Annotated in this window: 17 protein-coding genes; 14 read left to right on the forward strand and 3 right to left on the reverse strand. The window is 54.6% G+C overall.

Annotated elements, in window-relative coordinates:
- Positions 1-2: 2 nt before the first annotated feature.
- Positions 3-1253: an exonuclease SbcCD subunit D C-terminal domain-containing protein gene (locus tag PS2015_RS05320; RefSeq protein ID WP_335338259.1), complete on the reverse strand. Its 1251-nt coding sequence runs from the start codon at positions 1251-1253 to the stop codon at positions 3-5.
- Positions 1225-2454: a GGDEF domain-containing protein gene (locus tag PS2015_RS05325; RefSeq protein ID WP_058021249.1), complete on the reverse strand. Its 1230-nt coding sequence runs from the start codon at positions 2452-2454 to the stop codon at positions 1225-1227. The genes PS2015_RS05320 and PS2015_RS05325 overlap by 29 nt, the downstream gene beginning before the upstream one ends.
- 209 nt (positions 2455-2663) lie before the next feature.
- Between PS2015_RS05325 and PS2015_RS05330 the strand changes: the two genes are divergently transcribed.
- The 3 genes from PS2015_RS05330 (at position 2664) to PS2015_RS05340 (ending at position 8948) form a co-directional block, all read left to right on the forward strand.
- Complete coding sequence (locus tag PS2015_RS05330) at positions 2664-5876, forward strand: TonB-dependent receptor (protein ID WP_058021250.1); 3213 nt, start codon at positions 2664-2666, stop codon at positions 5874-5876.
- Between the two features lie 116 nt (positions 5877-5992).
- Positions 5993-8401, forward strand: a complete 2409-nt coding sequence (locus PS2015_RS05335) for a sensor domain-containing diguanylate cyclase (RefSeq protein WP_058021251.1) — start codon at positions 5993-5995, stop codon at positions 8399-8401.
- A complete protein-coding gene (locus PS2015_RS05340; protein ID WP_058021252.1) occupies positions 8394-8948 on the forward strand; it encodes a GNAT family N-acetyltransferase in 555 nt (184 codons plus the stop codon). The genes PS2015_RS05335 and PS2015_RS05340 overlap by 8 nt, the downstream gene beginning before the upstream one ends.
- Here the strand turns inward: PS2015_RS05340 and PS2015_RS05345 are convergent.
- Positions 8905-10854: a redoxin domain-containing protein gene (locus PS2015_RS05345; protein WP_058021253.1), complete on the reverse strand. Its 1950-nt coding sequence runs from the start codon at positions 10852-10854 to the stop codon at positions 8905-8907. The genes PS2015_RS05340 and PS2015_RS05345 overlap by 44 nt on opposite strands.
- A 256-nt stretch (positions 10855-11110) precedes the next feature.
- Here PS2015_RS05345 and PS2015_RS05350 point away from each other — a divergent pair, with 256 nt between their 5' ends.
- The 11 genes from PS2015_RS05350 to PS2015_RS05400 all read left to right on the forward strand — a co-directional run bounded on the left by PS2015_RS05350 (position 11111) and on the right by PS2015_RS05400 (position 24657).
- Positions 11111-12175, forward strand: coding sequence for a helix-turn-helix domain-containing protein (locus PS2015_RS05350; protein ID WP_082627975.1), 1065 nt, complete (start codon positions 11111-11113; stop codon positions 12173-12175).
- Positions 12165-13436 (forward strand): MgtC/SapB family protein, encoded by a 1272-nt coding sequence (locus PS2015_RS05355; protein WP_058021255.1) that lies wholly within the window; start codon positions 12165-12167, stop codon positions 13434-13436. Before PS2015_RS05350 ends, PS2015_RS05355 begins: the two co-directional genes overlap by 11 nt.
- A gap of 102 nt (positions 13437-13538) precedes the next feature.
- The gene (locus tag PS2015_RS05360; RefSeq protein ID WP_156412668.1) at positions 13539-14519 is read left to right on the forward strand and encodes a MipA/OmpV family protein; all 981 of its coding nucleotides are present in this window, start codon (positions 13539-13541) and stop codon (positions 14517-14519) included.
- A 12-nt stretch (positions 14520-14531) separates the two neighbouring features.
- Positions 14532-15002 (forward strand): DUF3019 domain-containing protein, encoded by a 471-nt coding sequence (locus PS2015_RS05365; RefSeq protein ID WP_082627976.1) that lies wholly within the window; start codon positions 14532-14534, stop codon positions 15000-15002.
- Entirely contained in the window at positions 14999-15742 is a 744-nt protein-coding gene (locus PS2015_RS05370; protein WP_058021258.1) for a winged helix-turn-helix domain-containing protein, read from the forward strand. The genes PS2015_RS05365 and PS2015_RS05370 overlap by 4 nt, the downstream gene beginning before the upstream one ends.
- A 7-nt stretch (positions 15743-15749) precedes the next feature.
- Positions 15750-17072 (forward strand): ATP-binding protein, encoded by a 1323-nt coding sequence (locus tag PS2015_RS05375; RefSeq protein ID WP_058021259.1) that lies wholly within the window; start codon positions 15750-15752, stop codon positions 17070-17072.
- Positions 17073-17190: 118 nt separating this feature from the next.
- Positions 17191-17718 carry a hypothetical protein gene (locus PS2015_RS05380; RefSeq protein WP_058021260.1) on the forward strand — a complete coding sequence of 176 codons (528 nt, stop codon included), beginning with the start codon at positions 17191-17193 and terminating at the stop codon, positions 17716-17718.
- A gap of 139 nt (positions 17719-17857) precedes the next feature.
- Complete coding sequence (locus PS2015_RS05385; protein WP_082628205.1) at positions 17858-18811, forward strand: AAA family ATPase; 954 nt, start codon at positions 17858-17860, stop codon at positions 18809-18811.
- Complete coding sequence (locus tag PS2015_RS05390; RefSeq protein WP_058021261.1) at positions 18775-19830, forward strand: DUF58 domain-containing protein; 1056 nt, start codon at positions 18775-18777, stop codon at positions 19828-19830. The genes PS2015_RS05385 and PS2015_RS05390 overlap by 37 nt, the downstream gene beginning before the upstream one ends.
- Positions 19830-21704, forward strand: coding sequence for a transglutaminase TgpA family protein (locus tag PS2015_RS05395; protein ID WP_058021262.1), 1875 nt, complete (start codon positions 19830-19832; stop codon positions 21702-21704). Before PS2015_RS05390 ends, PS2015_RS05395 begins: the two co-directional genes overlap by 1 nt.
- Before the next feature lie 148 nt (positions 21705-21852).
- The gene (locus PS2015_RS05400; protein ID WP_156412669.1) at positions 21853-24657 is read left to right on the forward strand and encodes a hypothetical protein; all 2805 of its coding nucleotides are present in this window, start codon (positions 21853-21855) and stop codon (positions 24655-24657) included.
- Positions 24658-24674: the final 17 nt, after the last annotated feature.

The raw sequence follows: 24674 nt of genomic DNA on the forward strand, positions 1-24674 counted from the left end.
TTTTATTCCGCCCTGCTATCCGCTTCCTGCACCCGGCGCAGCACGTCCTGATACAGATGCAGCAGTTCCGGGCGCTGCTCTTCAGGCACGTCATGGGCGTCCAGGCAGCGGGCAAAAACATCCTGAGGCGTCAGGTCATCCAGGGTCTGATCGCTTTCCTGTGCCTTCAGGGTCTGCACACTGATACGCTGATTTTTAACGCGCAGCAGGGTGATGAGTTGCTGTTCATCGTCGGCCAGGGCCTCCAGCAGCTTGTCGCGCAGGTCGGGCACGATCTCTTCACCGGTATAGATAGCCTCTACCCAGGTAGAAATGCCGTCTTCAAGCAGCGCCTGAAGCTCGGCCTGCAAGCCGCTCAGATTGCCGCTGATCTGGCGCAGGCGTTGAAAGCCGGGAATGTCGGTCTGAGTGATCTCGACCTTGCGTCCCGTAAATTCGAGAACACAGACAGTCTTTTGCTGGCGCGCCTCACCAAAACCCATAGGCAAAGGAGAGCCGCTGTAGCGGATATATGCCTTGCCGCTGACCGATTGCGGTATGTGCAAGTGCCCCAGCGCCACATAATCCAGCGTGGGTGGAAAAATGTCTGTGCCAACATGGGCCAGCGAGCCGACATACAGCTCCCGCACACCCTCGCCGACCTGGCCGCCTGCCGTCCAAAGGTGGCCCATGCCAATCAGCGGGATGTCGTTGGCAAACTGCTGCTCCAGCTCGCCGCGCAGACGCTCTGCTGTCTCTGTGACTTCCTGATAGTGGGCCCGGATGCCATCCAGCAGTTTCTGCTCTTTGTCTTCGATGCTCTCACCCGCTTCGGCGCTGCGGATATCGCGGTCGCGCAGATAGGGCACGGCGCAGACCAGCGCCAGGGGTTTGCCGTCAGCATCATCCAGACGCAGCACTTCATCGGCGGGGTTGTCGGTTTTGGCGCCGACTACATGCACATTCAGGGTTTTTAATATCTGTCGCGGAGCGTTAAGAAAAGTCGGTGAATCGTGGTTGCCGCCAATGATTACGACATGCTGGCAGCCACTGTGCGCGGCATCACGCAGAAAGTTGTAATACTGTTGCATGGCACGGTTGCTGGGTGCTGTGGTGTCGAACACGTCACCAGCGATGAGCAGAATGTCTGTCTGCTGCTCACGAAGGGTATCGAGCATCCAGGCCAGGAAGGCATCGAACTCCTCATAGCGGCGCTGTCCGTAAAGGCTGCGGCCCAGGTGCCAGTCAGAGGTGTGCAGTACTTTCAGAGTCATGCTGACAGATATCCAGATGATAGGTGTTGCGACCAACGCGTTTGGCATTGTACATGGCAATATCGGCTTGACGCAGGACATCTTCGTGATTAAAGCCGCGGCAGGAAAACAAAGCCACTCCAACGCTGACGGTAATTCGGTAGTTCAGATCTTCTGTTTCATTAGTTTGTTCAGAGGTCAGCTTTAATCGGTAAGGTTGACAGATCTGATCCAGAATCCTTCGTGCCACCGATTCAGATTTGCTGCGAGCTTCCGATTCGTCACAACCTAGATGATCCAGGATAACGACGAATTCATCTCCACCCAGCCTGATTACCGTATCTGTATGATTCACACAGCGCTTAAGTCGCTCAGCAACGTGGACAAGCAACTGGTCGCCTAATGCATGACCATAGGTGTCATTCAGATCTTTGAAGTGGTCCAGATCCAGCAACAGCAGGGCGCAGTACATTGGCCCTTCGGTGGGCCTGCCAGACAATTCCTGCAGGCGCTGTTTCAGAACACGCCGGTTTCCGATTGCGGTCAATGGGTCGTTATGTGCTTGCTGCAAGGCAACCGCCTCCGCCTTTTCTTTGTAGATGACGAGTAGTCCAATCGCAAACATGACGATTGATACAGCAGCGATCGAAAAATAGATAGACTGTTCTATACCTGGAGCCAGAAATCCGTCGCCGCGGCTCACACCGGATACAACGAGGATAGATCTGAAAAGAAACATCAGAGCATAAGTGGCAACGGCAGCGAATATAATCCAACGTCCCCGACCGTGACCCGACATCACGCTTCGGATGATCAGATATAAAACCAACAGGCTGTGGTAGCTGCTGACAACAACACCAACCTGAACGCGGCGTTCGAAATCATCGTGATACCAGGCAAAGGCCACTACCGCCAGGGCAGGCATAACCCAGATTATCCAGCGCGAAACGCTAAAACCATAAAGTCTGCAAAGTCCCTCGGAAAACATCGCGAACATGATGGCCATGGCTGCATTGCCACCCACGACACTTAAAAAAGGAGGAATTTCAGTTCGCAGACCGAAGAGCGCAAAAGCAAGGGCATACAGGGCAAATCCTGAAGCCCATACCATCAGGTCACGGTGCTGACCAGCTGCCACAAAACTCACACAGAACGCCAGTGTCATGCCTATAAGGATATTGACAATATAGAGGGGTTGCAGAGCATTGAGCAGAGTCAGCACATTCCTGTCCGGTTTGGTTTTGTTTTAATTGGATTTTTTGATTTTCTCAAGCTGGGCGAGCCGGAGTATAACACCAGAATTTCCAGGAGCCTACCTGATGCTCAGAAGGTGTCGTACAACCTTCAAAGAATTGACGCAATTATTTCATCTGATTGTCAACTACTCCCCTTATCTTGACGAGTTGGTTATTACTCTTAAGGGGAGCAGAAATGGTTTTATCTAAAGGTTTCATGAAGAAGAAATTGCTGGCGACCTCAGTCCTGATCGGACTGGGTCTGTCAGCATCGGTTTTCGCACAGGACATGACCTCGGCAATCAGAGGTGTGATCAGCGGCAGCAGCGGCAACCCACAGGCCAATGCCACCGTTGTGATCGAGGATACCCGTACCGGTGCCGTCCGTACATTGCAGACCAATGACTCGGGCGCGTTTTATGCGACCAATCTGCCGGTCGGCGGTCCCTATCGCGTTACTGTCGATGGTGGTCGATCGGTTGTCGTGGATTCTATCTCACTGGGCGATATTTATAACCTGCGCATTGATATGAATGCCGCGCAGGTGGAAGAGGTTCTGGTGCTGGGACGATCGGGCAACTTTGTGGATGTGGCATCTGGCCCGGCGGCTACCTATTCTACGTTTGACCTGGCGACATCAGTGGCCTTCGATCGCGATATCAAAGACGTCTTTATTTACGACCCGCGTCTTAATCTGGATACCAACTCAGCCATCAATTGTATTGGCAAACATCCGCGCTTTAACAGCATCAGCCTGGATGGTGTGAGTCAGAACGATCGCTTTGGTCTGAACGACAATGGTTATTCAACAGCCACTGGTATGCCGTTTCCGTTTGAGGGGGTCGCGCAGGTAGCCGTAGAACTGGCACCTTTTGATGTCACCTATGGTGGTTTCACAGCCTGTAACATCAATGCCGTCACCAAGTCAGGCAGTAACACCTGGACCGGTACGGCCTTCTTTGAATACAACAATCAGGACATGCGCGGCGACAAACTGACCGTGGACGGTGCTGAGCAGAACTTCCCCAGTCAGGATTACACCGAAGAAACCCGTGGTTTCAGCATCGGTGGCCCGCTGATGCGCGACAGAGTGTTTTTCTACGGCGCCTATGAAGAGCGTGAAGAGCCCGAGTTTATTGCCCAGGGTTATGCCGGCTCGTCCAACGGTGTGGTCCGTCCATGGCTGAGCAAGTCTGATTTCGACCGCATCAACAACATTGCCTCCAGTGTGTATGACTATGATACCGGCGGCATGCCATCAGACGGTGCTCAGACCGAAGAGAAGTATATGCTGCGTCTGGACTGGAATATCAGTGAGCAGCACGACGCCTCTGTGATTTATAACTTCTATGATGGTGTGGAAGATCGCGCCTCCGACTCGGACAGCAACGAGTTTGAGTTTGCCAATCACTTTTACAAAAAGGGCGCCGTGTCAGAGACCTTGACCTTCAAGCTGGCCTCGCAGTGGAACAGTGCGCTGTCCACCGACCTGTTTGTCAGTCGCAACACCATGGACGACTCCCAGATCACCGTTGGACCGCGTGATTTCGCCGAGTTCCAGATTTATATGGGCAGCAATACTGTTTACCTGGGTGCGGATGACTCCCGACAGGCCAATGCCCTGAACACTGAGTCTGACTTCCTGAAATTGACGGCTGAATACCTGTGGCGCGACCATGTGGTGACAGTGGGCTACGAGCGTGAAGACCTGGCTATTTTCAATCAGTTCGTGCAGCACGCCCGCGGCGGTGAATATCGCTTTGCCGATGACTCCGCAAACAACCCGGCTTATTGTGCGGATCTGACCGCGCAGGGTCGTCAGAATGATCCGAACTGTGGCCTGACCGGCATCGACAACTTTGAACTGGGTATTCCCACTGACATTTTCTATGGCAGTGGTGGTGGTACCAATAATGCAGCGGACGCGGCAGCGAGTTTCAGTAACGTACTCAACACTTTATATGTGCAGGATGAGTTTCAGTTATACGACTACAACCTGACCTTGGTAGCGGGGCTTCGCTATGACTGGTTCAGCAGTGATGACCGGCCCAAGTTTAACCAGGCATTTACCAGCCTTAATGGTGGTCTGCGCAACGACGCCAATATTGACGGCCTGGATCTGTTGATGCCACGTATCGGCTTTACCTGGGAGGCCATGGATAATCTTACCGTCCGAGGTGGTCTGGGGCTTTACTCCGGTGGCAACCCCAATGTCTGGATTTCCAATGCATGGAGCAATGACGGTCTGTCCAATGTGCAGATCCGTGACCGCAACAATGCCAATCAGTCCGTGTTGACTGATTATGTGCTCAGCGGCAGCCAGCGACCGGGTTATGACGTACCGCAGGCGATGAAGGATGCGGTTGCCTCCACCACAGCTGCCAATGCGTCGACCAACTTCCTGGTATTGATTGACCCTGACTACGAACAGCCTTCTGAATGGAAGTTTGCACTGGGTGCCACTTATACGTTGCCGATGGGCACCATACTGGAAGGCGATTACCTGTACTCAAAGCAGAACGACCCGGCCTACTACGTCGATGTGGCTCAGGATGTTGTCGGCAGCACAACGGCCGGTCAGCCCATTTATGGCAATGTGCGTGGTCAGAGCAACTACATGTTGACCAACTCTAGCGAGTCGCCTGACAGTCATTCCTTGTCGCTGCTGGCCAAACAGACTCACGACTGGGGACTGGACTGGACCTTCGGCTATGCTTATACCCAGGCCGAGGATGTCAGCCCCATGACCTCTGCCGTCGCCGGTTCCAACTTCTCCAACCTGGCGCTGTATGACCTGAACAACCCGACTGCAGGGACGTCAAACTATGAATCGCCGCACCGCTTTACGGCGCGGGTGAGCTATGGTCGCGAGTTCCTGCCGGGGTACGAGACTCGTGTTACGGCGCAGTGGTTCCGCGCCAAGGGTCAGCCGCAGAGCTGGACCATGAGCAGTAGCGGTCTGGAAGGTTCTAACAGCAGAAACCGTCGACACCTGCTCTACGTGCCCGGCCCGAACGACCCGAATGTGGTGGTGGGTCCGAACTTTGACGTGGCGGCCTTTGCGCAGTTCATTGACGACAACGGCCTTGACCAGGGTTTTACGACCCGTAACGACCAGTACTCACGCTGGACCTCGCGCATGGATCTGCGACTGGATCAGGAGCTGCCGGCCTTCTTTGAGGGTGCCAAGGCCAGGATGTATGTCAAAGTGTACAACTTCCTGAACCTGCTCAACGACGAGTGGGGACACCAGTACGATGCCCAGTTCTTCTCGCCGGATGTGGTGACACAGTCGGTTAACGCGCAGGGACAGTACGTCTTTGAGCGCTTTAACCCACGCAGCATCAGTGATCTGCAAGAGACCCAGTCTCTGTGGCAAGTACGCCTGGGTGTGCAGCTGGAGTTCTGATTGCGGCTCAATTGCAGGACCGGCACGGTGCGCAGGTTAGCGCCTGTGCCGTGTCCGGCTTTTGGTGCCTGACGAGTGCTGTTACAATCAGTTGATTGTTCCCAGGCTCTTGCTCAATGTTGTTATTCAAACTGCCTTTTTTTACTCACAAATCTTCCTTCGCTATCGGGATTTTGATCCTGTCACTTTTGCTGACCGGCCTGGTGACAGTTGCGATAGCACGCAATGCTGCGCACGAGGCTGATGACCTGATCAGGCTGCGAGCCAGCGAGACTATCGTGAAGATTGAGGAGCGATTACAAGCCTATGCGCTGGTGCTACGCAGTATGGCCGGTCTATTTCAGATTGATGCGCAGATCTCCCGGGACCAGTGGCGCAGACACACCGAGCTGATGCGTGTGAACAGCACTATGGCTAACGTTCAGGGCATTGGCTTCAGTCAGCTTATCTATCCGCAGGACCTTGCCGAACACGAAGCATCAGTGAGGGCGGAAGGTTTTCCTGATTACCATGTCATGCCGCCCGGAGATCGTGAGATCTATTCGTCTATTGTCTATCTGGAACCATTTGACATGCGAAATCAGCAGGCATTTGGTTTTGATATGTTTTCCGAGCCGGTACGTCAGGCAGCCATGTCACAGGCCAGAGACACTGGCCGTGCCGCGCTGACTGGAAAGGTTGAGCTGCTTCAGGAGACCGGTGTTGATGTGCAGGCAGGCACGTTGATGTACGTGCCGGTTTACCGCCCCGGACAGGCTGCAGCCACTGTTGAACAGCGTCGTGCTGCGTTGATAGGGTGGGCCTATAGCCCATACCGGATGTCTGATCTGATGAGCGGTTTGATTGCAGGTGGTGGTTCAGCCGACTCACAGGACTTTGCAATCCGGATCTATGACGAAACTGTCAGCGAAGCGTCACTGTTGTTCAGTAACCTAACAACTGACCTCGATGACTTTGAGCCGGTGCTGGAGTCTGTTGTCGACTTTAACGGCAAACGCTGGCTGTTGCAGTTTGCCTCGCAGTCAGGTGCGGGCGCGGTTGATTATTCCCTGACGATTGCGACCGGTATTGTTGGCAGCATGATCAGCATTCTTTTGTATTCGCTGATTTCAAGCCTGTCTGCCACGCGCAACAGAGCGTTGCATCTGGCGGAAAAGCTAACCAAAGACATCCGGGAACGTGAGCAGGAATTGAAGGTCAGTGAGCAGCGCTGGCGTTTTGCCCTTGACGGCCCGGGCGATGGGGTCTGGGACTGGGATGTGAGCACCAACACGGTCTATTATTCACACGGTTGGCGCAAGATGTTAGGGCTCTCCGAGTCGACCACCAGTGATTCCCTGCACGACTGGGAATCACGTATCCATCCGGACGACGATGAGCGTGCCAGGCAGACTCTTCAGGACTACGTCGAAGGCGTGACAGACAGTTATAACAGTGAATACCGCCTGCGATGTGATAACGGCAAGTATATATGGGTACTGGATCGTGGCTCAGTCGTCAGTCGTAACGCTGAAGATAAGCCGCTGCGACTGATAGGCAGTGTTTCTGATATCAGTGATCGCAAGAAAATGGAGCTGTCGCTGCGGCAGGCCAACGCAGAAGCTCAACGTTTTCGTCAGGCGCTGGATGTGGTTGATGCCTATATCTACATCAAGGACACGCAGCGTCGTTATGTTTACGCAAACCGTGCATCGCTGGAACTTTTTGGGCGTGATGAAAAAAGTCTGCGGGGCTGTTCTGATGAGGAGTTCTTTCCGGAATCCAGCTGCCAGCATATCGCTAGGACAGATAAGGTGGTGCTGGCTGGTGAAAAGACCCGAGAAGAATTGGAAGTGATCCGTGAAGACGGATTGAGAGTGGTCTATCTCGACGTCAAGTCACCGATTTATGAGGGAGGTGATAACCCCAAGCTTGTTGGTATCCTGGGCATATCAACAGACATCACGCCACTGAAAGAGCATGAAGCAAAAATGGAACATATTGCTCATTATGATGCGTTGACGGGGTTGCCGAATCGACTGCTGTTGTCTGACCGACTGCATCAGGCCATGGCAAATGCAAGACGGCAAGGCAATAAGCTGGCTGTTGTATATACGGATCTGGATGGTTTTAAGACAATTAACGATACCCATGGCCACGATGCAGGTGACCAGGTGCTGCGACTGTTTGGTGATCGCCTGACTGCATCAATTCGTGACGGCGATACGGCGGCTCGCCTGGGCGGTGATGAGTTTGTGGTCATGCTGACAGGTTTTAACAATATCCAGGATATTACACCTGTGCTGCGCCGTTTGCTGCACGCAGCCGCTGATGCTTTTGATGTTGACGGGGTTCAGTGTCACATTTCTGCCAGTATTGGCATCAGCGTGTTTCCGCAAACAATTGAAACAACGGAGGATCAATTGTTACGGCAGGCAGATCAGGCTATGTACAAAGCAAAAAACTCCGGCAAGAACTGTGCATACCTGTTTGGTGAGGATGGTGAAATCACCTTTCTTGGGTTAGATGCTTCTAATCATGACTGACAGCGAGCATGCCGACAAGCTGTTTGAAACCGAACGTCTGTGTGTACGGCGCTGGCGTGAATCTGACCTGCCGGCCATTTTTGCGGTGTACAGTGACGCTGAAGCCATGCGCTGGGTGGGGGACGGGTCGCCGATTACCGAGGAAGGCTGTCGCCAGTGGATGCAGATCACGCAAAATAATTATGTGACACGTGGCTACGGCATGTGTACGGTCGAGCTCAAAGGCAGCCGCGAGATTATTGGTTTCTGCGGCATTGTCCACCCTGGCGGGCAGCCGGAGGCCGAGATCAAGTACGCTTTTATGCGTTCAGTCTGGGGTCAGGGATTTGCTACTGAAGCTGCTACAGCATTGTTGGAATACGCCTTTGCCAGTCTGGGCATTCACTATGTGATCGCGACCACAGCACCCGAAAACGCCGCTTCTCACCGCGTGCTGCTCAAGGCGGGCATGCAGCGCGGTGAGTTGCAGGATAATGAGGACGGCACGCAAACTCAGGTCTTTTTTATATCGCGTCCATCAGCGCCTCCCCCACCGGCGTCTGCGTGATCAGTTGAAAGAGCTGATCATATTCGAGCCCCCCTGATTTATTGTTATCCAGCATGGTGAAGGTGAGTGCCAGCGCATCTCTCATGGGGGCTGGCATCTCACTCAACGACACTCTGCCATCCATATTGATGTCCAGAAAACCTAACGCCAGGCTGGTCATGAAATGGGACTGCGGGTCGACGATAAATCCCGGTTGCGGTGGCTCAAGATAGCGATAGGAGATGCCGCCGTACAACATCTCTTCCGAGGTTTGCTCACCCCAGCTGACCAGCGCATCAGGTTCAGGGTTGCTGGGGTTATTGGCTGAATTGTCATAAATCGTTCGATGAATGATCATGGTGCCAGCCGGGACTCGTTTGGGTTCCTCAAACTTGAAATAACGTTGCCAGTTAAAATCATAATTCGGTGAACTTAACACCAGCTCCTCTCGTCCGTCGGGGTAGCGAAAACTGAAACTTGACGCTTTGCCGCGATAGTGTGCGTGCGGAAACAGCGCGTACACCACTGCGTCTCTCTGTAATTGATAGTAGGCGGATTCTTCGTGCTCCCGGGCACCTGCCGGAATACTCAGCTGCGGGTTGATAATGGCATAGTGCTGCAGGACATGTTCAGGTTCGTGATCTGCAAAGTACAGGCCTATGCGTGTTTTATCAGACGATTCGCGGCCGTAGGTCGTGTAGTGCATCTGTGCATGGAATGAGCTGCCCGCAGGCACGTAGAGTCCCGTCCCTTCAGGATATTGATAAACATCGTTGCCGGGGACAAATGTCATTAATTGTGGATCGGTCAGGGCATTGCCGTTTACTCCGCCGCTGCTTGTCGAGTTGGGACCGACGGTTGCAATAACGTGGTGCACGGCCTGCCGATCGCCGGGAATGATCTGTACGGCCTTTACCCAGACCGGCTCGTTCAGAGGATTAGGCACTTCAAAATCCTCGTAGTCCAGCACCCCGGTGGCAGGCACCGTAAAGGCGGGCAGGTCGATGATCAGATCAGGCTCCCCCAGGGTCCAGTTGCTTTCTACCGGTGTGACATCCGCCAGCGGGTCGGGTCCGTCACCTCTTGGCGCTCCGGCATCAATCCAGTTGATAATCGCGCGCTCTTCTTCCACCGTCAGGCTGATATCCTGGGCGAAATGTCCCACCTCCGGATCAGCATGCCAGGGCGGCATACGTTTGGTCAGAATGGTTTCGCGAATCATGGGAGAAAAACCCTGCACCATCAGATGACCGGTCATGGACCAGGGCCCGATGCCGCCAGGGCGATGGCAGTCAACACATTTCTGCATCAATATGGGTGCGATGGTCTCGCTGTAAGAGACCGGATTTTGTGCCGCTGTGTTATCAATGGCCAGTGTCTGGTCATGGAATGAGTCAGGCATGGCGATGACAGCTTCGCTGACCGGCTGGCCGGCATAATGTTCCTGCAGTGCCCGCGCAAGAGGGTCTGTGGCTTGACTGGCAGGATTCAGTACCGGGCCCTGATAAACAAGTTGCCAGCGCGCCGGGTCCAGTAACAGAGCCTGCCCTGCATATTCAAAACCCAGATCCTGCTTGATGAGGCCGACGCGATCAATGAGCACTGGCAGTTCTACACCAGACTCACGCAGAGATTGCCGAATATCGGCCCGTTGCTCATTGCCTGTATTGATCAGGAAGACGCGAAGATTGTCGAATTGCGACTGCAGCTGCATCAGTGCTCTGGCAGCCTGCACCGCCGGTGCTGAGTCACTTCGATAGGCCATCAATACCACCGCAGTGGCATCGCTGTGATAGTGCAGCTCAGTGGCTTTGCCGTGCTGATCAAGTAGTGTGAAGTTACCGATTCGTTCGTTGGCAAATGCCACGCTTCCCCAAATAATCAGGCATAGTGCCAGCCATCGTTGTTTCCAGTCGAGTTGTCCCATAGCCATGTCTCCTGAGTGATAAACAGTCGTCATGCTAGCGAGCTGAACGCTGACGCGCTCCCTTATATCAAAATGATTTGGCCTTTGCTGCGAATTTCAGAAATGCACAATAGTTGTCATATATGGCCATATTTCAATGGCTTGCATTGACTGATTGTGATCTCTTCAGAATTGATCAGAATTCAGTTGAAAATAAGGTTTAAAGCCAGACATGGCTGGTTCAGAATAAACGCTGTATCAGTCGACGTGCACAGCTATGGACGCAGCAACGATCATCGTCTCTTCAATGGCCATTTCACAGTTCGTGTTTATGGCGATTCACTTTCTGATTCACTACCGAAATACAATCGGTAAACTGGTTAGTGCGTTCAGCCTGTGTACCATTGCCTATCTGTTGAACGAATCTTTGAATCTTCAGGCTGGTTCGTGGACTGATATCGTACTGGACATTCTCGCAACGCTGGCACCCTTTTTTCTGTGGCTTATTGCATCAATCCTGTTTGTGGATGAGAAAAAACAGCACGGCATAGCCTGGCTGGCGATCGCTGCCTGTTTTGCGCTGGACTTTACTGGTTCGGTCATTCTGGCACCGGGTTTGGCAGCATTATTGGTTAATTATGGATCACAGCTGATTCTACTGGGCTTTCCGCTGCACGCTATTTATCTGGCGGTACGTGGTTACGGCTTCGACTTGCTGGAGGAGCGTCGTAAGTTCCGTATTGCCTTTGTCACCGGTCTGGGTACGGTGGTCATTTTTATTGTGACCTGCGACATCCTGAATGATTTACTGGAGGATGGGCTTGCCGGTGGTGTTGATCCTTACGTGATACTGGCTTCTTTCAGCCTGTTTGCGGTTGCTCTGGCATTTAATCTGGGCGCCATTGGCACCTCCGATGGTGCGCTGAAGATTGTGGCCCCGAATCCCGCACCGCCACCCGTTGCGAATAATGGTGACGAAGTGGCTGATTCAACTGATCAGGCGCTGATTACGGCGATAGAACAGGCCATGCAGGAGCAGCATCTGTATAGAGAGCCGGGTCTTACCATTGCTGATCTGGCCGGGCACATTGGTGTTCTGGAATACAAGGCCAGACAGACTATCAATAAATCCATGCGTTATAAAAACTTCAATCAGTTTCTGAACAACTACCGGATTCGTGAGGCCTGTCATCTGATTCGTAGCACCCGCTACCCGGTGTCCCGCATTGCCATGGATGTCGGTTATTCCTCACTGTCTGCCTTCAATCGTGCATTCCGGGAGCGAATGGACACCACACCCTCCGATTACCGCCGACAGGCAGGTATGCAAGATGGACATTGACTATCAACTGGCACTGAATCTGACAGCTGCGCTGGTTGTTGGCCTGCTGATCGGTTCGGAGCGCGGCTGGAGCGGGCGCGAGGCCAATGAAGGCTCGCGTGTGGCGGGACTGCGGACCTTTGGCATTATTGGTGTGCTGGGCGGTGTATCAGCCATCTCTGCACAGCAGTTCGGTAATTGGCTTTTGGTGTCGGTGTTTGCCGCAGTGGCTGCATTAGTGGTGGTTGCCCACGTGCTGGATTTCAAAACCAATCAGGACCGGGGGACAACGACAGCCTTTGCGATGTTGCTGACTTTCCTGCTGGCCGCCTGGGCTGCTGCTGGCCAGCAATTGGCGGCGCTGGGTGCAGCCGTGGTTGTTGTGGCGCTGCTGGGTTATAAACGCGTACTGCACAGATGGCTGGGCCAGATCTCACAACAGGAATTTTCTTCAGGGGTGATTCTGCTGCTGATTTCTGTGGTGATGCTGCCGCTGTTGCCCGATCAGGGTTTCGGCCCCTGGCAGGCGTTGAATCCCTACTGGATCTGGTGGATGGTTGTGCTGATCAGCGGGCTGTCATTTGTGGGTTATATAGCCGTCAAACTGACCGGTGCCCGCATGGGAGTACTGATCATTGCACTGGCCGGTGCGTTGGCATCTTCGACAGCCGTCACCATTACGCTGGCCAATTTCTGCCACAAATCCGCGCGCAAGCACTTGTATATCGCCGGCATTTTGCTGGCGGGCAGTGTGATGTTTGCCAGAGTGCTGATCGAGGTGTTGGTTGTCAATCCGGCGCTGCTGTCGCTGGTAATTTTGCCGCTGGGTCTCATGGGTGTGGGCATGGTGGTGGCGGCCGGCTTTATCTGGCGTCGTCATCAGCAGGCACCGGCAAATCTGGCAGAGCAGGTTAAGCTGCCTAATCCCCTGCAGCTGAAGACCGCCATGCAATTCGGATTGCTACTGGCCGTTATATTGCTGTTGTCCAAAGCGCTGGTGGCCTGGTTTGGTGACAGTGGTATTTACGCCCTGGCGCTGGCCTCGGGGCTGATTGACGTGGATGCCATTACGCTGTCATTGTCGCGCATGGCCACAGAGGAGCTGGCTCCGCCTGTTGCCGCAAACGGCATTCTGATGGCGGCAGTGGTTAACACACTGGTGAAGGGTGTGATATTTGCGTACATTACCGGGCTCAAGCAGAATATCTGGTTTGTGGCAGTGCTGGCGCTGGCGCTGATGCCCGGTATGCTGGCTGGCATATGGATTGGTGTTGGCAGCTGATTACATTTGTTAACAATTCAACGTCAAAACCCATACAATTTCTGCAGTGCCAAGTCGGTAGACTGACACTGTTACCTCTGATGAAATTTCACGAGACTGATCTTGACGAGAATTCCGTTCCGGCGCATTGAGTCAACACACCCTGTCACTGCACTCCGGTGGTATGCCGGGTGTCTGTTGTCGATTGCGTTGGCTCTGGGTCTTCCGCTGCCTGCTGCCGCGCAGGAATCCCCGCAGGCAACAGCCAGCGCTCAGCCAAGCGCCTGGACCATGGGTGTGGCCGCCGGGGTCGGGCGGCGCAGTAATCCGTTTGTTGCCTCGGATGATCTTACCCAGAATGCCATCGTTGATCTGGCCTGGTATGGCGAGCGCTGGTTTTTTGATAATGGTGATGTTGGTTATACCTTCAATCAGACTGATCAATTCTCCGCTAACCTTCTTTTGACCTTCAACAATGAGCGTAACTATTTCAGCTACTTGAGCAATGGCAGTTCGGGACTGGATATTTCCAGTCTGAGGGAACTGGCCATCGACAAGGGCTTCGGGACGATTGGAATTGCCGGCGGTGAGACGGTCGATCTGGAATCGCTGGGCACCTCGGAACTTGAAGAATTTGTTTTTGAAGATCTGGATGCGTCCTTGCCGGAACGGGATTTTGCCGTCAATTCAGGCATAGAGCTGCTGTATATCAGTCGCTGGGGCGATCTGCAGGCGCAGTTGCTGAGCGATGTCAGTGGCACGCATCGCGGGCAGTCAGCGTGGCTGGCCTACTCATACCCCTGGATTACGCGTCACAGTGAATTCAGCCTGACGCTGGGCATGGAATGGAAAAGCCGTGAGCTGGTTGATTATTACTATGGCGTCAGGCCCGACGAAGTGATTGAGGGCCGACCGGCCTATCGGGGCAAATCCGGCGTCAACTCGGTGATCCGTTTTTCCGCCAGCCGGGCCCTGAGCGAACGCTGGCGGCTGGTCGGCGTCGTGGAACAGGAATTTTTGAGTCAGAACATCAAACGCAGTCCCATTATCGAGCGAGGTCGTGTGAGTACGGCATTTGTCGGTATTTATTATCAATTCAAATAAACCTGCTGCCGCATGTTGACAGAATTTACAGCGCGCAGGGTGGTATCAGACACGGCAACCCGGACTGTGGGTTGTTTCGCGTCCGCACAATCTGTTGCGATGTATCTGTGTGCCATGTTGCTTGCCCTGGCACTTTGCGACGTGCAGGCCGATGAAGGCGTTACGCTGAGTGCGCAGCCGCGCTTGTGTGTGATCGCTCCCGGTGAAGAGCTGTGTCAGTTGCAACTGCAACTAAGCTGGACGGCTGAACATGACCGGAATGTCTGTCTGAGGCTGGCAGAACAGACCGGCGTTCTACAGTGCTGGCAGGCACGACGGCAGGGTGACCATACTGTTGAACTGACGCGGGAAAACAATATTAGTGTACTTCTGCAGGATGCAGAGACCGGGCAGATTCTGAGCCAGATCGACATACCGGTAATCAAACGAGACCTGCGTGATACGCGCCGACGACGCCGTCACGCCTGGAGTATTTTCTCATGAACCAACAGACAGCATCGTCTCAGACAACATCTGCCCCGTCATCTGCCGTTCGACTGTTGCTGATCGAAGATGATGTGCGTCTGGCCAGTCTGGTTCGAGACTACCTGGCGCAGGAATATTTTGAAGTCACTGTGCAGCATCAGGGCGATGTCGCCATTGCCAGTTTTGATGCCAGTCAGGTGGACATAGTGGTTCTGGATCTGATGCTGCCCGGCATGAACGGACTGCAGGTTTGTACCGAATTGCGCAAGACTTTCGCCGGCCCGATATTGATCCTGACGGCGAAAAGCAGCGATATTGATCATGTGATGGGACTGGAGCTGGGTGCTGATGATTTTGTCACCAAGCCGATTGAGCCACCTGTGCTGCTGGCGCGATTGCGGGCGCTGCTGCGCCGTTCAAGGCAGAGCACACATTCACCCCAGAGCGAACAACTGGTATTTGGCCGCCTGCTGGTGGATCTGCAGTCGCACCGGGTGGTGCTGGATGGTGTTGATGTGGATCTGACAACCCAGGAGTTTGAGCTGCTCGCCTACCTGGCGCAGCATGCCGGCTCTGTGCTGAGTCGCGATGATATTTACAGCCGTATTCGCGGCATTGACTATGACGGCCTGGATCGCACGGTCGATGTGCGCATTTCGCGGCTGCGCAAAAAACTTCACGATAACCCGGAACAACCATTCAGGATCCGCACCATCTGGGGCAAGGGATATCTGTTTGTCGCCTCGGCCTGGGCGTGAACGGCCTATGAAAAATCAATTGTCGTCCTGGCTGTTTTTCCGCTCTTACAGCGTCATTGCCGCCGGCATACTGATTGTCGCGCTGGCACTGGATAGCCTGTTGCTCTGGCTGCTGCCGGATAATCAGCAGAGCAGTGCGGAACGTTATAGCGCCGAATTCGCGTTCATTGAACTGATACTGGCCGGGGAAGGCGAAGAGCCGGGCGCTGTAAGCAGATTGTTTGAGACCATGCAGCCAACGCTGGAGGAGGCGGCCGGCGTGCCGGTGAGTCTCTACGAGGTTGCCGAAATGGGTGACCAGCAGGCGTTTTTGACCGCGCTTCGCAGTGGGACCGTGCAGACCTTTATAGACGGAAATTCGCAGGAAATCCTCTACCGCATGTTGCCTTCAGGCGAGCAGCTCATTGCGCTCGGGCCACTGCCGGCGCCGCCCGTATCCCAGGCCTCTGTCGAAACCCTGGTGATTGTCAGCTACTACTTGTTGGTGGCACTGCTGCTGTTTCTATGGCTCAGGCCGTTCTACCGGGATCTGAGTGCACTTCGTCACGCGGCCAGCCAGTTCGGCCGCGATGACTTTGAGACGCGGGTAGCGGTGGGCAGCAACTCCAGTATTCTGCCGGTGGCCAGCTCATTTAACAAAATGGCGGAGCGCATACAGTATCTGGTGACTGCGCATCGTGATCTGACCAATGCGGTGGCGCATGAGTTACACACACCGCTGGCGCGCTTCAAATTCGGACTGGAAATGATCCCGAAGATGGAAGCCGGCGAGCGTCTGACAGAGCACCTCAACGGCATGAAATCCGATGTCCAGGAGCTGGAGGAACTGATTGATGAGATGCTGACCTATGCCAGACTTAGCGAGGATAACCTGCAACTTCAGTTGCACACTGTCAGACTGAATGACTGGTTGAAGTTGCAACTGGCACAGTATCGAGACTCACAACCGCCCGTGCTGTTGAACGTAAAGCCCGAAGACGACCTGACGGCCGTGGCATTCAATCCCGAACTGCTGGCCCGGGCCATTCATAACATCGTCCGTAACTGTCTCCGCTATGCGGTAACGGAGGTGACTGTCAGTTGTCTGATCAGGGCAGGTGAGGTCAAACTGTGCATCTTTGATGACGGCCCCGGCATTCCCGAAGCTGACTGGCAGCGGGTTTTCGAACCCTTTGCCCGGCTGGACACCAGCCGTGACCGACAGTCTGGCGGTTATGGCCTGGGGCTGGCGATTGCCAAGCGGATTCTGCAGCGTCATGGTGGCGATATCCACCTTGCTGAGCACTCGCCGCAAGGTGCCTGTTTTGTGCTGAGCTGGCCGTACAATTAGTCACAATTTTTCTACATTTCCGCAACAGTCATTTCTAACGCCTTTTTGCACAATGCACACAATTTCCGACAATTGTGCCGGAAAGCATTGGAAGCAAAATGCAGGAGAGGTGAGGATTATGAGTTCCAGGATATTAAAACTGTTCGGTGCCCAACTGATGATGACTGGCCTGATGGTTGGTTTACTGCAGACGGCCCATGCCCAGCGAGACAGCGTGCTCTATGAGGACAATGAGCTGACTATCAATGATGCTATTGTCAGGAATGCGGGGACAACCCACTACTTCAAGGAAGTGCGTCTGACCATGACGCAAAACGGTGACTTCAAGGTTGTTGACTCTGTTGAAAAACAGCTCGCTTACATAAACGAACTGTCAGTGGCGGTTTCTTTCACAGATCCGGCCGAGGTGGAGCTGGGTGTGGTGGGTTACAAGTCAACTCCGTGTGTGGAACTGGACATTGCGGTCACGCGCAAAAACAGCACCTTCTATGTGGCTGTAGGCGAAACGCCGCTGCAGACCCTGGTGGCCTGCGTGCAGGTGATAGAACCATTTGAGATCACCTTCCCGCTGGATGTGAAGGGATTGCCCCTGGGTGACTATCTGGTTGTGGTAAACGGCGATGAAATTGACTTCACGCTGGAGTGATGCAGGACGCATCTGAAAACCCGCGCCGGTGGCCACGCAGTTCAGTGGCGCCGGCGCGGCACATGGTTGATAGCACGGCGCCTGCATTTCGGGATACACTCTGTCCATTCAAGGAGAGCGAATCCCGATGCAGGACACCATGCAAAGTAGTATCAACACCGCCCTGACTCAGCTTAATCGCGCCATTCTGGGCAAGGATGAGCCTGTTCGACTGGCTCTTTGCTGTCTGCTCAGCGGCGGTCACCTATTGCTGGAAGATCTGCCCGGCATGGGTAAAACCACACTGGCGCATGCTCTGGCCGGGGTGCTGGGTCTGAGTTTTCGCCGCATTCAGTTCACCAGCGACCTGCTGCCGGCGGACATTCTGGGTGGCTCGGTGTTTGACCCATCTTCCGGGCAGTTTCACTTTCATGAAGGCCCCGTATTCTGCCAGGTGCTGATGGCCGATGAGATCAATCGTGCCACACCGCGCACCCAGAGCGCCCTGTTGGAGGCGATGGAAGAGGGACAGGTGTCGCTGGATGGTGAGACCCGTCCCTTGCCTGAACCATTTTTTGTCATCGCCACCCAGAATCCTTCTGAACTGGCTGGCACCTATCCACTGCCTGAATCACAGACTGACCGTTTTTTGATGTGCCTTTCGTTGGGTTATCCGGATACCGTGGCCGAGCGTCAGTTGCTAGCGCAGCCCGACCAGCGTTTGATTGCACAGAAAATCGACAAATGCCTGTCGCTTGCCGATCTCAAAAATTGGCAACGCTTGCTTATGCAAGTCCATCTGAGCGACGCAGTGCTGGATTACATTCAGCGCCTGATTGATTTCAGTCGGCAGACGTCACGTATTTACCTTGGGTTGTCGCCGCGCGGCGGTCTGGCCATCGTGCGGGCAGCACGCTGTTATGCCCTCATGGATGGGCGTGACTACGTGACACCGGATGATGTGCAGGCAATATTCGTCGCCGTGGCAGATCATCGTTTGAGTGCGAGTGATCAATTCGCCGTTTCCGGTTCTGCTACCTCAGTTACATCATCACAGCCAAGCGGGGTACTGGCGCAATGGGTTCTGGACTCGGTCAACGTCTTGCCGGGCTGAGACAGCGCTGGCAGCGGCTGATGGCTGCGCGCCAGGCGCGGTGGCTGGCACGACGTGTGCCGGCAACAGACAGTCTGAAGCTCAGTCAGCGCATCATTTTCATCTTGCCTACGCTGCACGGCACACTGTTTGGTCTGGGCGCGGTGGTTGTGCTGATCATTGCTATCGCCGATCGGAATTCGGTTGCCCTGATTTTGGCGCTGTCGATGTTGAGTCTGTTCTTGCTGAGTCTGGTGCTCTGCTATCGCAATCTGAGCGGATTGCAACTGCAGGCCCAAACATCTGCAGACGGTAAGGAGACGTCAACGATGCAGCGTTGCTATGTTGGAGGTAACGCCAATTTTGCTGTCACATTGAGAGCAGCCGGTAGCCGCCGCTTTCATCAGGATCTCTGGCTCGGGTTCAGTAATGACGCGATGCAGTATGTCTGCGTACCCAAAGGCGATCAGGTGACCCTTAACCTGACAACTGCAGCGACGCAGCGCGGCTTGCTGAGTGCACCGCGACTGACGCTGCGCACACTCTATCCCATGGGGTTGTGGCAAGGCTGGAGTCGGCCTGATCTGGCCATGCGATGTCTGGTGTATCCCCAGCCGCAGATTTGCGCTTTACCCGCCAACGTTCGCCGGTTACCCGATGCTGCCCATGGCCGCAAGATCACGGCGCGACAGGCGGGAGTTGATGACTTTGCCGGCTTGCGCAGCTACCAGCCGGGCGACAGTCGGCGCCGCATAGCCTGGCAAACGCTGGCCCGCGGACAGGGTCTGAAAACCCGACAGTTTGTGAGCGAAGCCGACCCTCAAGTGTTGCTTTCATTTGATCAGTTCCCGGGCCGTGAGCTGGAATCTGTGTTGTCGTGTTTGTGCTTTCAGGTTCTGCAGCTCAGCCGTCGCGGACAGGCAGTGGGTCTGAAACTGCCAGGTCAGATAGTCATGGCGCCAGCGCAGGGTGATGCCAACAAGCATGCTCTCTTGCAGGCCCTGGCGCTGTTTAACAACGCGGACATCAGGGAGGAGTAATGTCGCACATCTCACAGTCAGTTCGGCGGTCAGCGGAGCCCGGCACGAAGCCGACTCCCGGCCTCGACCTGGTCATTCCTTTCTCTCTCATGGCCGCTGTTGCTCTGATTCTGCCGCCACTGCAGGCCCAGGCCTGGTGGTTGATCCTGCCTTGCCTGATTGGCCTTATTCTGGGTTGGCGCAGTATCAGTTTCGTGTTGCTGTTTGCTGCCATGACTTATGCCGAGACATGGGCTGCCGCTGTCTATTTTCTGGCGCTGATCGTTCTGTTCATGATGCGCATGAACAGCAATCCGGTAGCCAGCCATATCAACCAGATCGCTGGTGCTGTGCGTCAATTGCTGCTGGCAGCACCGATTCTGATGGTTATTATAGTCATGATGCTGGCCGCCGGGGCACAATGGTCTCAAGGCGATACCGGTTCCCGGGCCGTGACCGGTATCAGCCCATCCATGACACCGGGCACGGTGAGTGAGCTGGTCAACGATAGTGATCTGGCCATGCGTGTTCGCTTCAGTGACGGTCAAACGGTCCCACCGGCACAGAATCTGTACTGGAGAGGTATCGTTCTGGAAGACTTTGATGGACGTACCTGGTCGCGCAACAATCGCCTGGAATATGATTTGGGCCCGATTCCCGATGGCGTGGATGAAGCGGATCGCCTCAACTATCTGGTGACTTTGGAGCCCAGTCGTCAGTTCTGGCTGTATGGCCTGCACCAGGCCTATGCAACACGCCCTCTGACTTTTCGCGACAGGCGAGGCGTATTGATCACATCGGAAATGGTTCGCCAGCGCCTGCGCTATCCGGTCACCAGTATCGCTCCGCTGCCGGAATTGACACTCAGTGATACTAATCGGCAACGAAATCTGGCACTACCGCCTGATTCAAACCCGGCAACACGTCAGTGGGTTAATGAGCTGCGCGGCAACATCCGCGATGATTTTGAGTTTACTCAGGCTGTGCTGCAGCATTTCAATCAGGAAGCATTCTTTTATACGCTGACACCGGCACTCAACAGCACCCACAGCGTTGATGATCTGCTGTTCAACACCAGAGAAGGCTACTGCGAACATTACGCTGGCGCGCTGACTGTCATCCTGCGTGCCGCCAGGATTCCTGCCCGGGTTGTGGTCGGCTACCAGGGCGGGCAATTTAACCCGATCACTGGCCACTGGAGTGTTTATCAATACAACGCACATGCCTGGGTTGAGGCCTGGTACCCCGGTGTTGGCTGGCAGCGCCTTGATCCAACCGCCGCCATTGCCCCTGAACGAATCCAGAGCGGTATCGAAGCCTGGCTCGCTTCGCTTGGCAGCAATGAGCGCAGCCAGTTGGACCACGATACCCGTCTGCGCCTTCAATTGACTGATATTCCGGGCTATCAGAGTGTTCGAAGCACGCTGGATGCATTGCAATATGGCTGGAACCTGGGCATGTATGACAACAATGGTGATCTGCGTACTGAGGATCTGAACAACTGGCTGGCAGAGCGCGGGCTGGACAATCTGCCACTTTGGCTGCTGGCGCTGCTGTTGGTGGCTGTCGGACTACGGGCCATGTCGGGGGGGCAATTCAGGCAACCAGCCAGGTCGGCTGCCATGCGGATGTATCTGCGACTGGATGGCAGGTTGCGAAGAAGAGGCCTTGGACGCGAACCGGGGGAAACCATGGCGGCGCATCTGGAACGGGTTGGTGAAAACTGGCCGGAAAATAAGCCTCACTTGCAACGGCTGGCTGATGCACTGAACAAGGCGGAGTACGGCAATGAAGAGGAACAGGACTCAACACTGATCCGGCAGCTTATTGCCTCAGCAGGCAAGCGGCTGGTGACCGATGCGGAGGGTTTAAATGGTTTAAAAGGGTTAAAATAGGGCATCACAGGTACTCTGCGTGTTCCTCAAGTGGCAGGTTGTGGCATATACTTCGGCGACTAATTCTGGCAGGATCGAAGTGCAAACACATATCAACCCCAATTGCAGGTCCAATAACACACTGACCATTTGGAGGTCTCTGTGCATATTGGCATGTCTGTTTTCATCAGCCATCCAGGCCCAGTCCATCGAAGATATTCTGACGCCCTTGCGCGGCACCTACACTGTCACGTTTACGGAGGATGCCGATGCTCCGGATGCGGTCCCGGTTGCCAACGGTACCCAGGTCAATTTCATCATTGGTTTGAACAACCGGCTGTGTACGTCTGATCTTGATCTGAGCTCACCGACTACCGTCTCATCACCGTCATTTGCCGTTTCCTGGAACAGTATGCTGTCCGATGCCAGGTTTGACGTCAGACTGACCGACACGGACCCTGATCCGAATGTGGTGAACTACGCATTTGCAGGTATTGATTTCCGTTCCCATGCCGGTGTGTTATACGGCGCTTTTACTCTGGACAGTTACGCGGCTGCAACTGGCACCTGTGGCGCTGTGGACGCCGAGCCGGGTCTGACGGAGTTCAACGCGTATTTCAGCGCGATTCAAGCGGCATTCAGCTCGCTGTTTCCCAGTGGGCCCTTCACGTTTACCCAGCAGTCGGGTGGCTACACGTTCCGGCACTATGACTCGACCAATGTTACGCTGGCTATCAGGGATGGTCAGGTTTACGCCAGGGGTGACGGTTATGGTGCAGGCTATGTGCCGCTGGGCTCATTCGAAACGCTGAATGCCAATGTAAATCTGATACCAAGACCTGCCACTGTGCATTCTTCCTGGACAGGCACTTATTCGGGTGCCATGGCCGAAACTGAACCTTTTTCACCCATCCCGGACGGCACTGACTTCTATTATGCAATCAACAGTGATGGCGTGCTCTGTTTTAATGACAATACGCAGTTCTCCAATCCACTGTACCGCAATAACGATACTGTCAGGGCTACCTGGTTTGATGCCGCACGAGGCCGAATTTACCGGTTGCGGGCTGCTCAGTTCGATGCGGATGAGCATCTGCTGGAAATTACCAGCACGGGCAATACCCAGTATGGTGAGCTGGAGGGCGAAAAGATATCGTTGAATGCGGTCTGCAATCCGGCGTTGCCAGCTAACCCGGATGCTGATGAAATCGAACGCCTGTTTGACCTGTCTGAGCAGCTTTATCCCGACAGCACACCGGGCGGACCATTGAGTTCTACCCAGCGCGTGGACAATTATAGTTTTCGCTACTACCCGGCAACCGACGTCTTTCTGGCAGTTCGAGATGGTCAAGTCTATTCTGGTTCTGGCGCAGTCAATTTCGATTCAGCCCCGCTGGGGACACTGGCGTCAGTGATTCAGTCGTTTACCAGCGCCACAAGCGCTTTTGTGCCGGCTCAATCGCTGGTCGGCAGTTATAACATGCTGGTTTCAGCGGCAAATCCTTTGTCTCCGGTACGCAATGGTGACCGGGTGAGGGTGATCCTGGCAGCCGATGGCAGTCTCTGCATCGATAATCTGATGCTCAGTTCGCCCCTGAGTCTGCTCAGTGCCCCGCAGGACGTCAACTGGACCAATATGCAGGCCGGTGTCAGCGCGTCGCTGCAAGTGCCAGCATCCGGGTCGGATCTGACAATCGATCTGACCAGTAACCTGGGCGGCAATCTTGGCCAGTTAACAGGAAATCGCGCAAGCCGGCTGGGCAGCTGCCCAGGAGCGCCATTAGACTCCGCTCAGGCTCAGGCCGCTGAGGAGTTATTTGCTCTGGCAGAGCAGATCTACGGTAACCTGTTGCCGCCAAGTTCGGTAGTCAGTTCGCGCAATGCCGCCGGTGCCGTGACTCGTCACTATGCTGCCAGCGGAATTACGCTGACGGTACTGGGCAGCCAGGTCTTTGTGCACGGAGGCGAGTTCGGTGATCACGATGTCGCGCTGGGCAGTGTGTCCAGCCTGAGCCAGTCGCTTGGCGCGGAGCTTGCCAATCTGCGGGCGCAACCCCCGGTGCCGACCAACCTGGCCGGGACTTACGAGGCGTTGGTCAGTGGTGCCAATCCGTTTGCACCGTTCCCCACAGGCTCCCTTGTGCGGCTGGTGCTGCAGCCTGATGGCGGTCTTTGTCTGAATAATCTCTCGCTGACACCAACCAGCAGCTATCCGCTTTCACCATCCATGGCGACCTGGCAGGCTGGCTCCAGCGATCTGTCCGCATCCTTGCCGCTGGATGATCTGACGCAATTGAGTCTGACGCTCTCCAATACTCGTGGCGAAGCTTTGGGACAGTTGGCGGTGGAGCGCATCAGCAATGCAACCGTCTGTTCCACGACCACACCCTCTGCGGAACAGATCAGTACCGCTAACGAACTGTTTGAGCTCGCCGAGCGGCGCTACGATGAATACTTTCCTGCTACAGACAGTGCCGTAACGCGCACCGCTGGTTCAGTCATTTTTCGTCATTACGAATCAACTGGCGTAAGCCTGAGTGTGCTTAACGGTGAGGTTCTGGTCCGGGGTGGCGAGTTTGGCAGCAGCGAATTCTTTGTTGGCACAATTGAGCAACTCATTCCTGCATTGATTGAAGATATTGAAACAGCACCGATTACCTCAAACACCTTTTCAGTCACCGTGACCGGAACTTCGACCGTCAATCTCAGTGGCCTGTACAATGTTAACCGAACCCTGAATATAGTCAGGCAGGCAGATTTCGAACCGGAAGAGCTAACTGATACCAGGTTGGCTGACATTGCTCGCTCATTCCTGCTCGATGAAATTGAAAATCCGGACAGCGTCCAGATCAACGATGTGAACAGGACAGAAACCCAACTCAGTTTCCGTGCCGTGTTGCAGCGGGTCACTCGCGTCGGCAGTTCAACTACCTCCAGAAATGTTGTGGCAATATTCAGCCTGAGCCGGCTGTGAGCCAAGCGCATTATGAT

Source organism: Pseudohongiella spirulinae (assembly GCF_001444425.1).
Lineage (GTDB): Bacteria > Pseudomonadota > Gammaproteobacteria > Pseudomonadales > Pseudohongiellaceae > Pseudohongiella > Pseudohongiella spirulinae.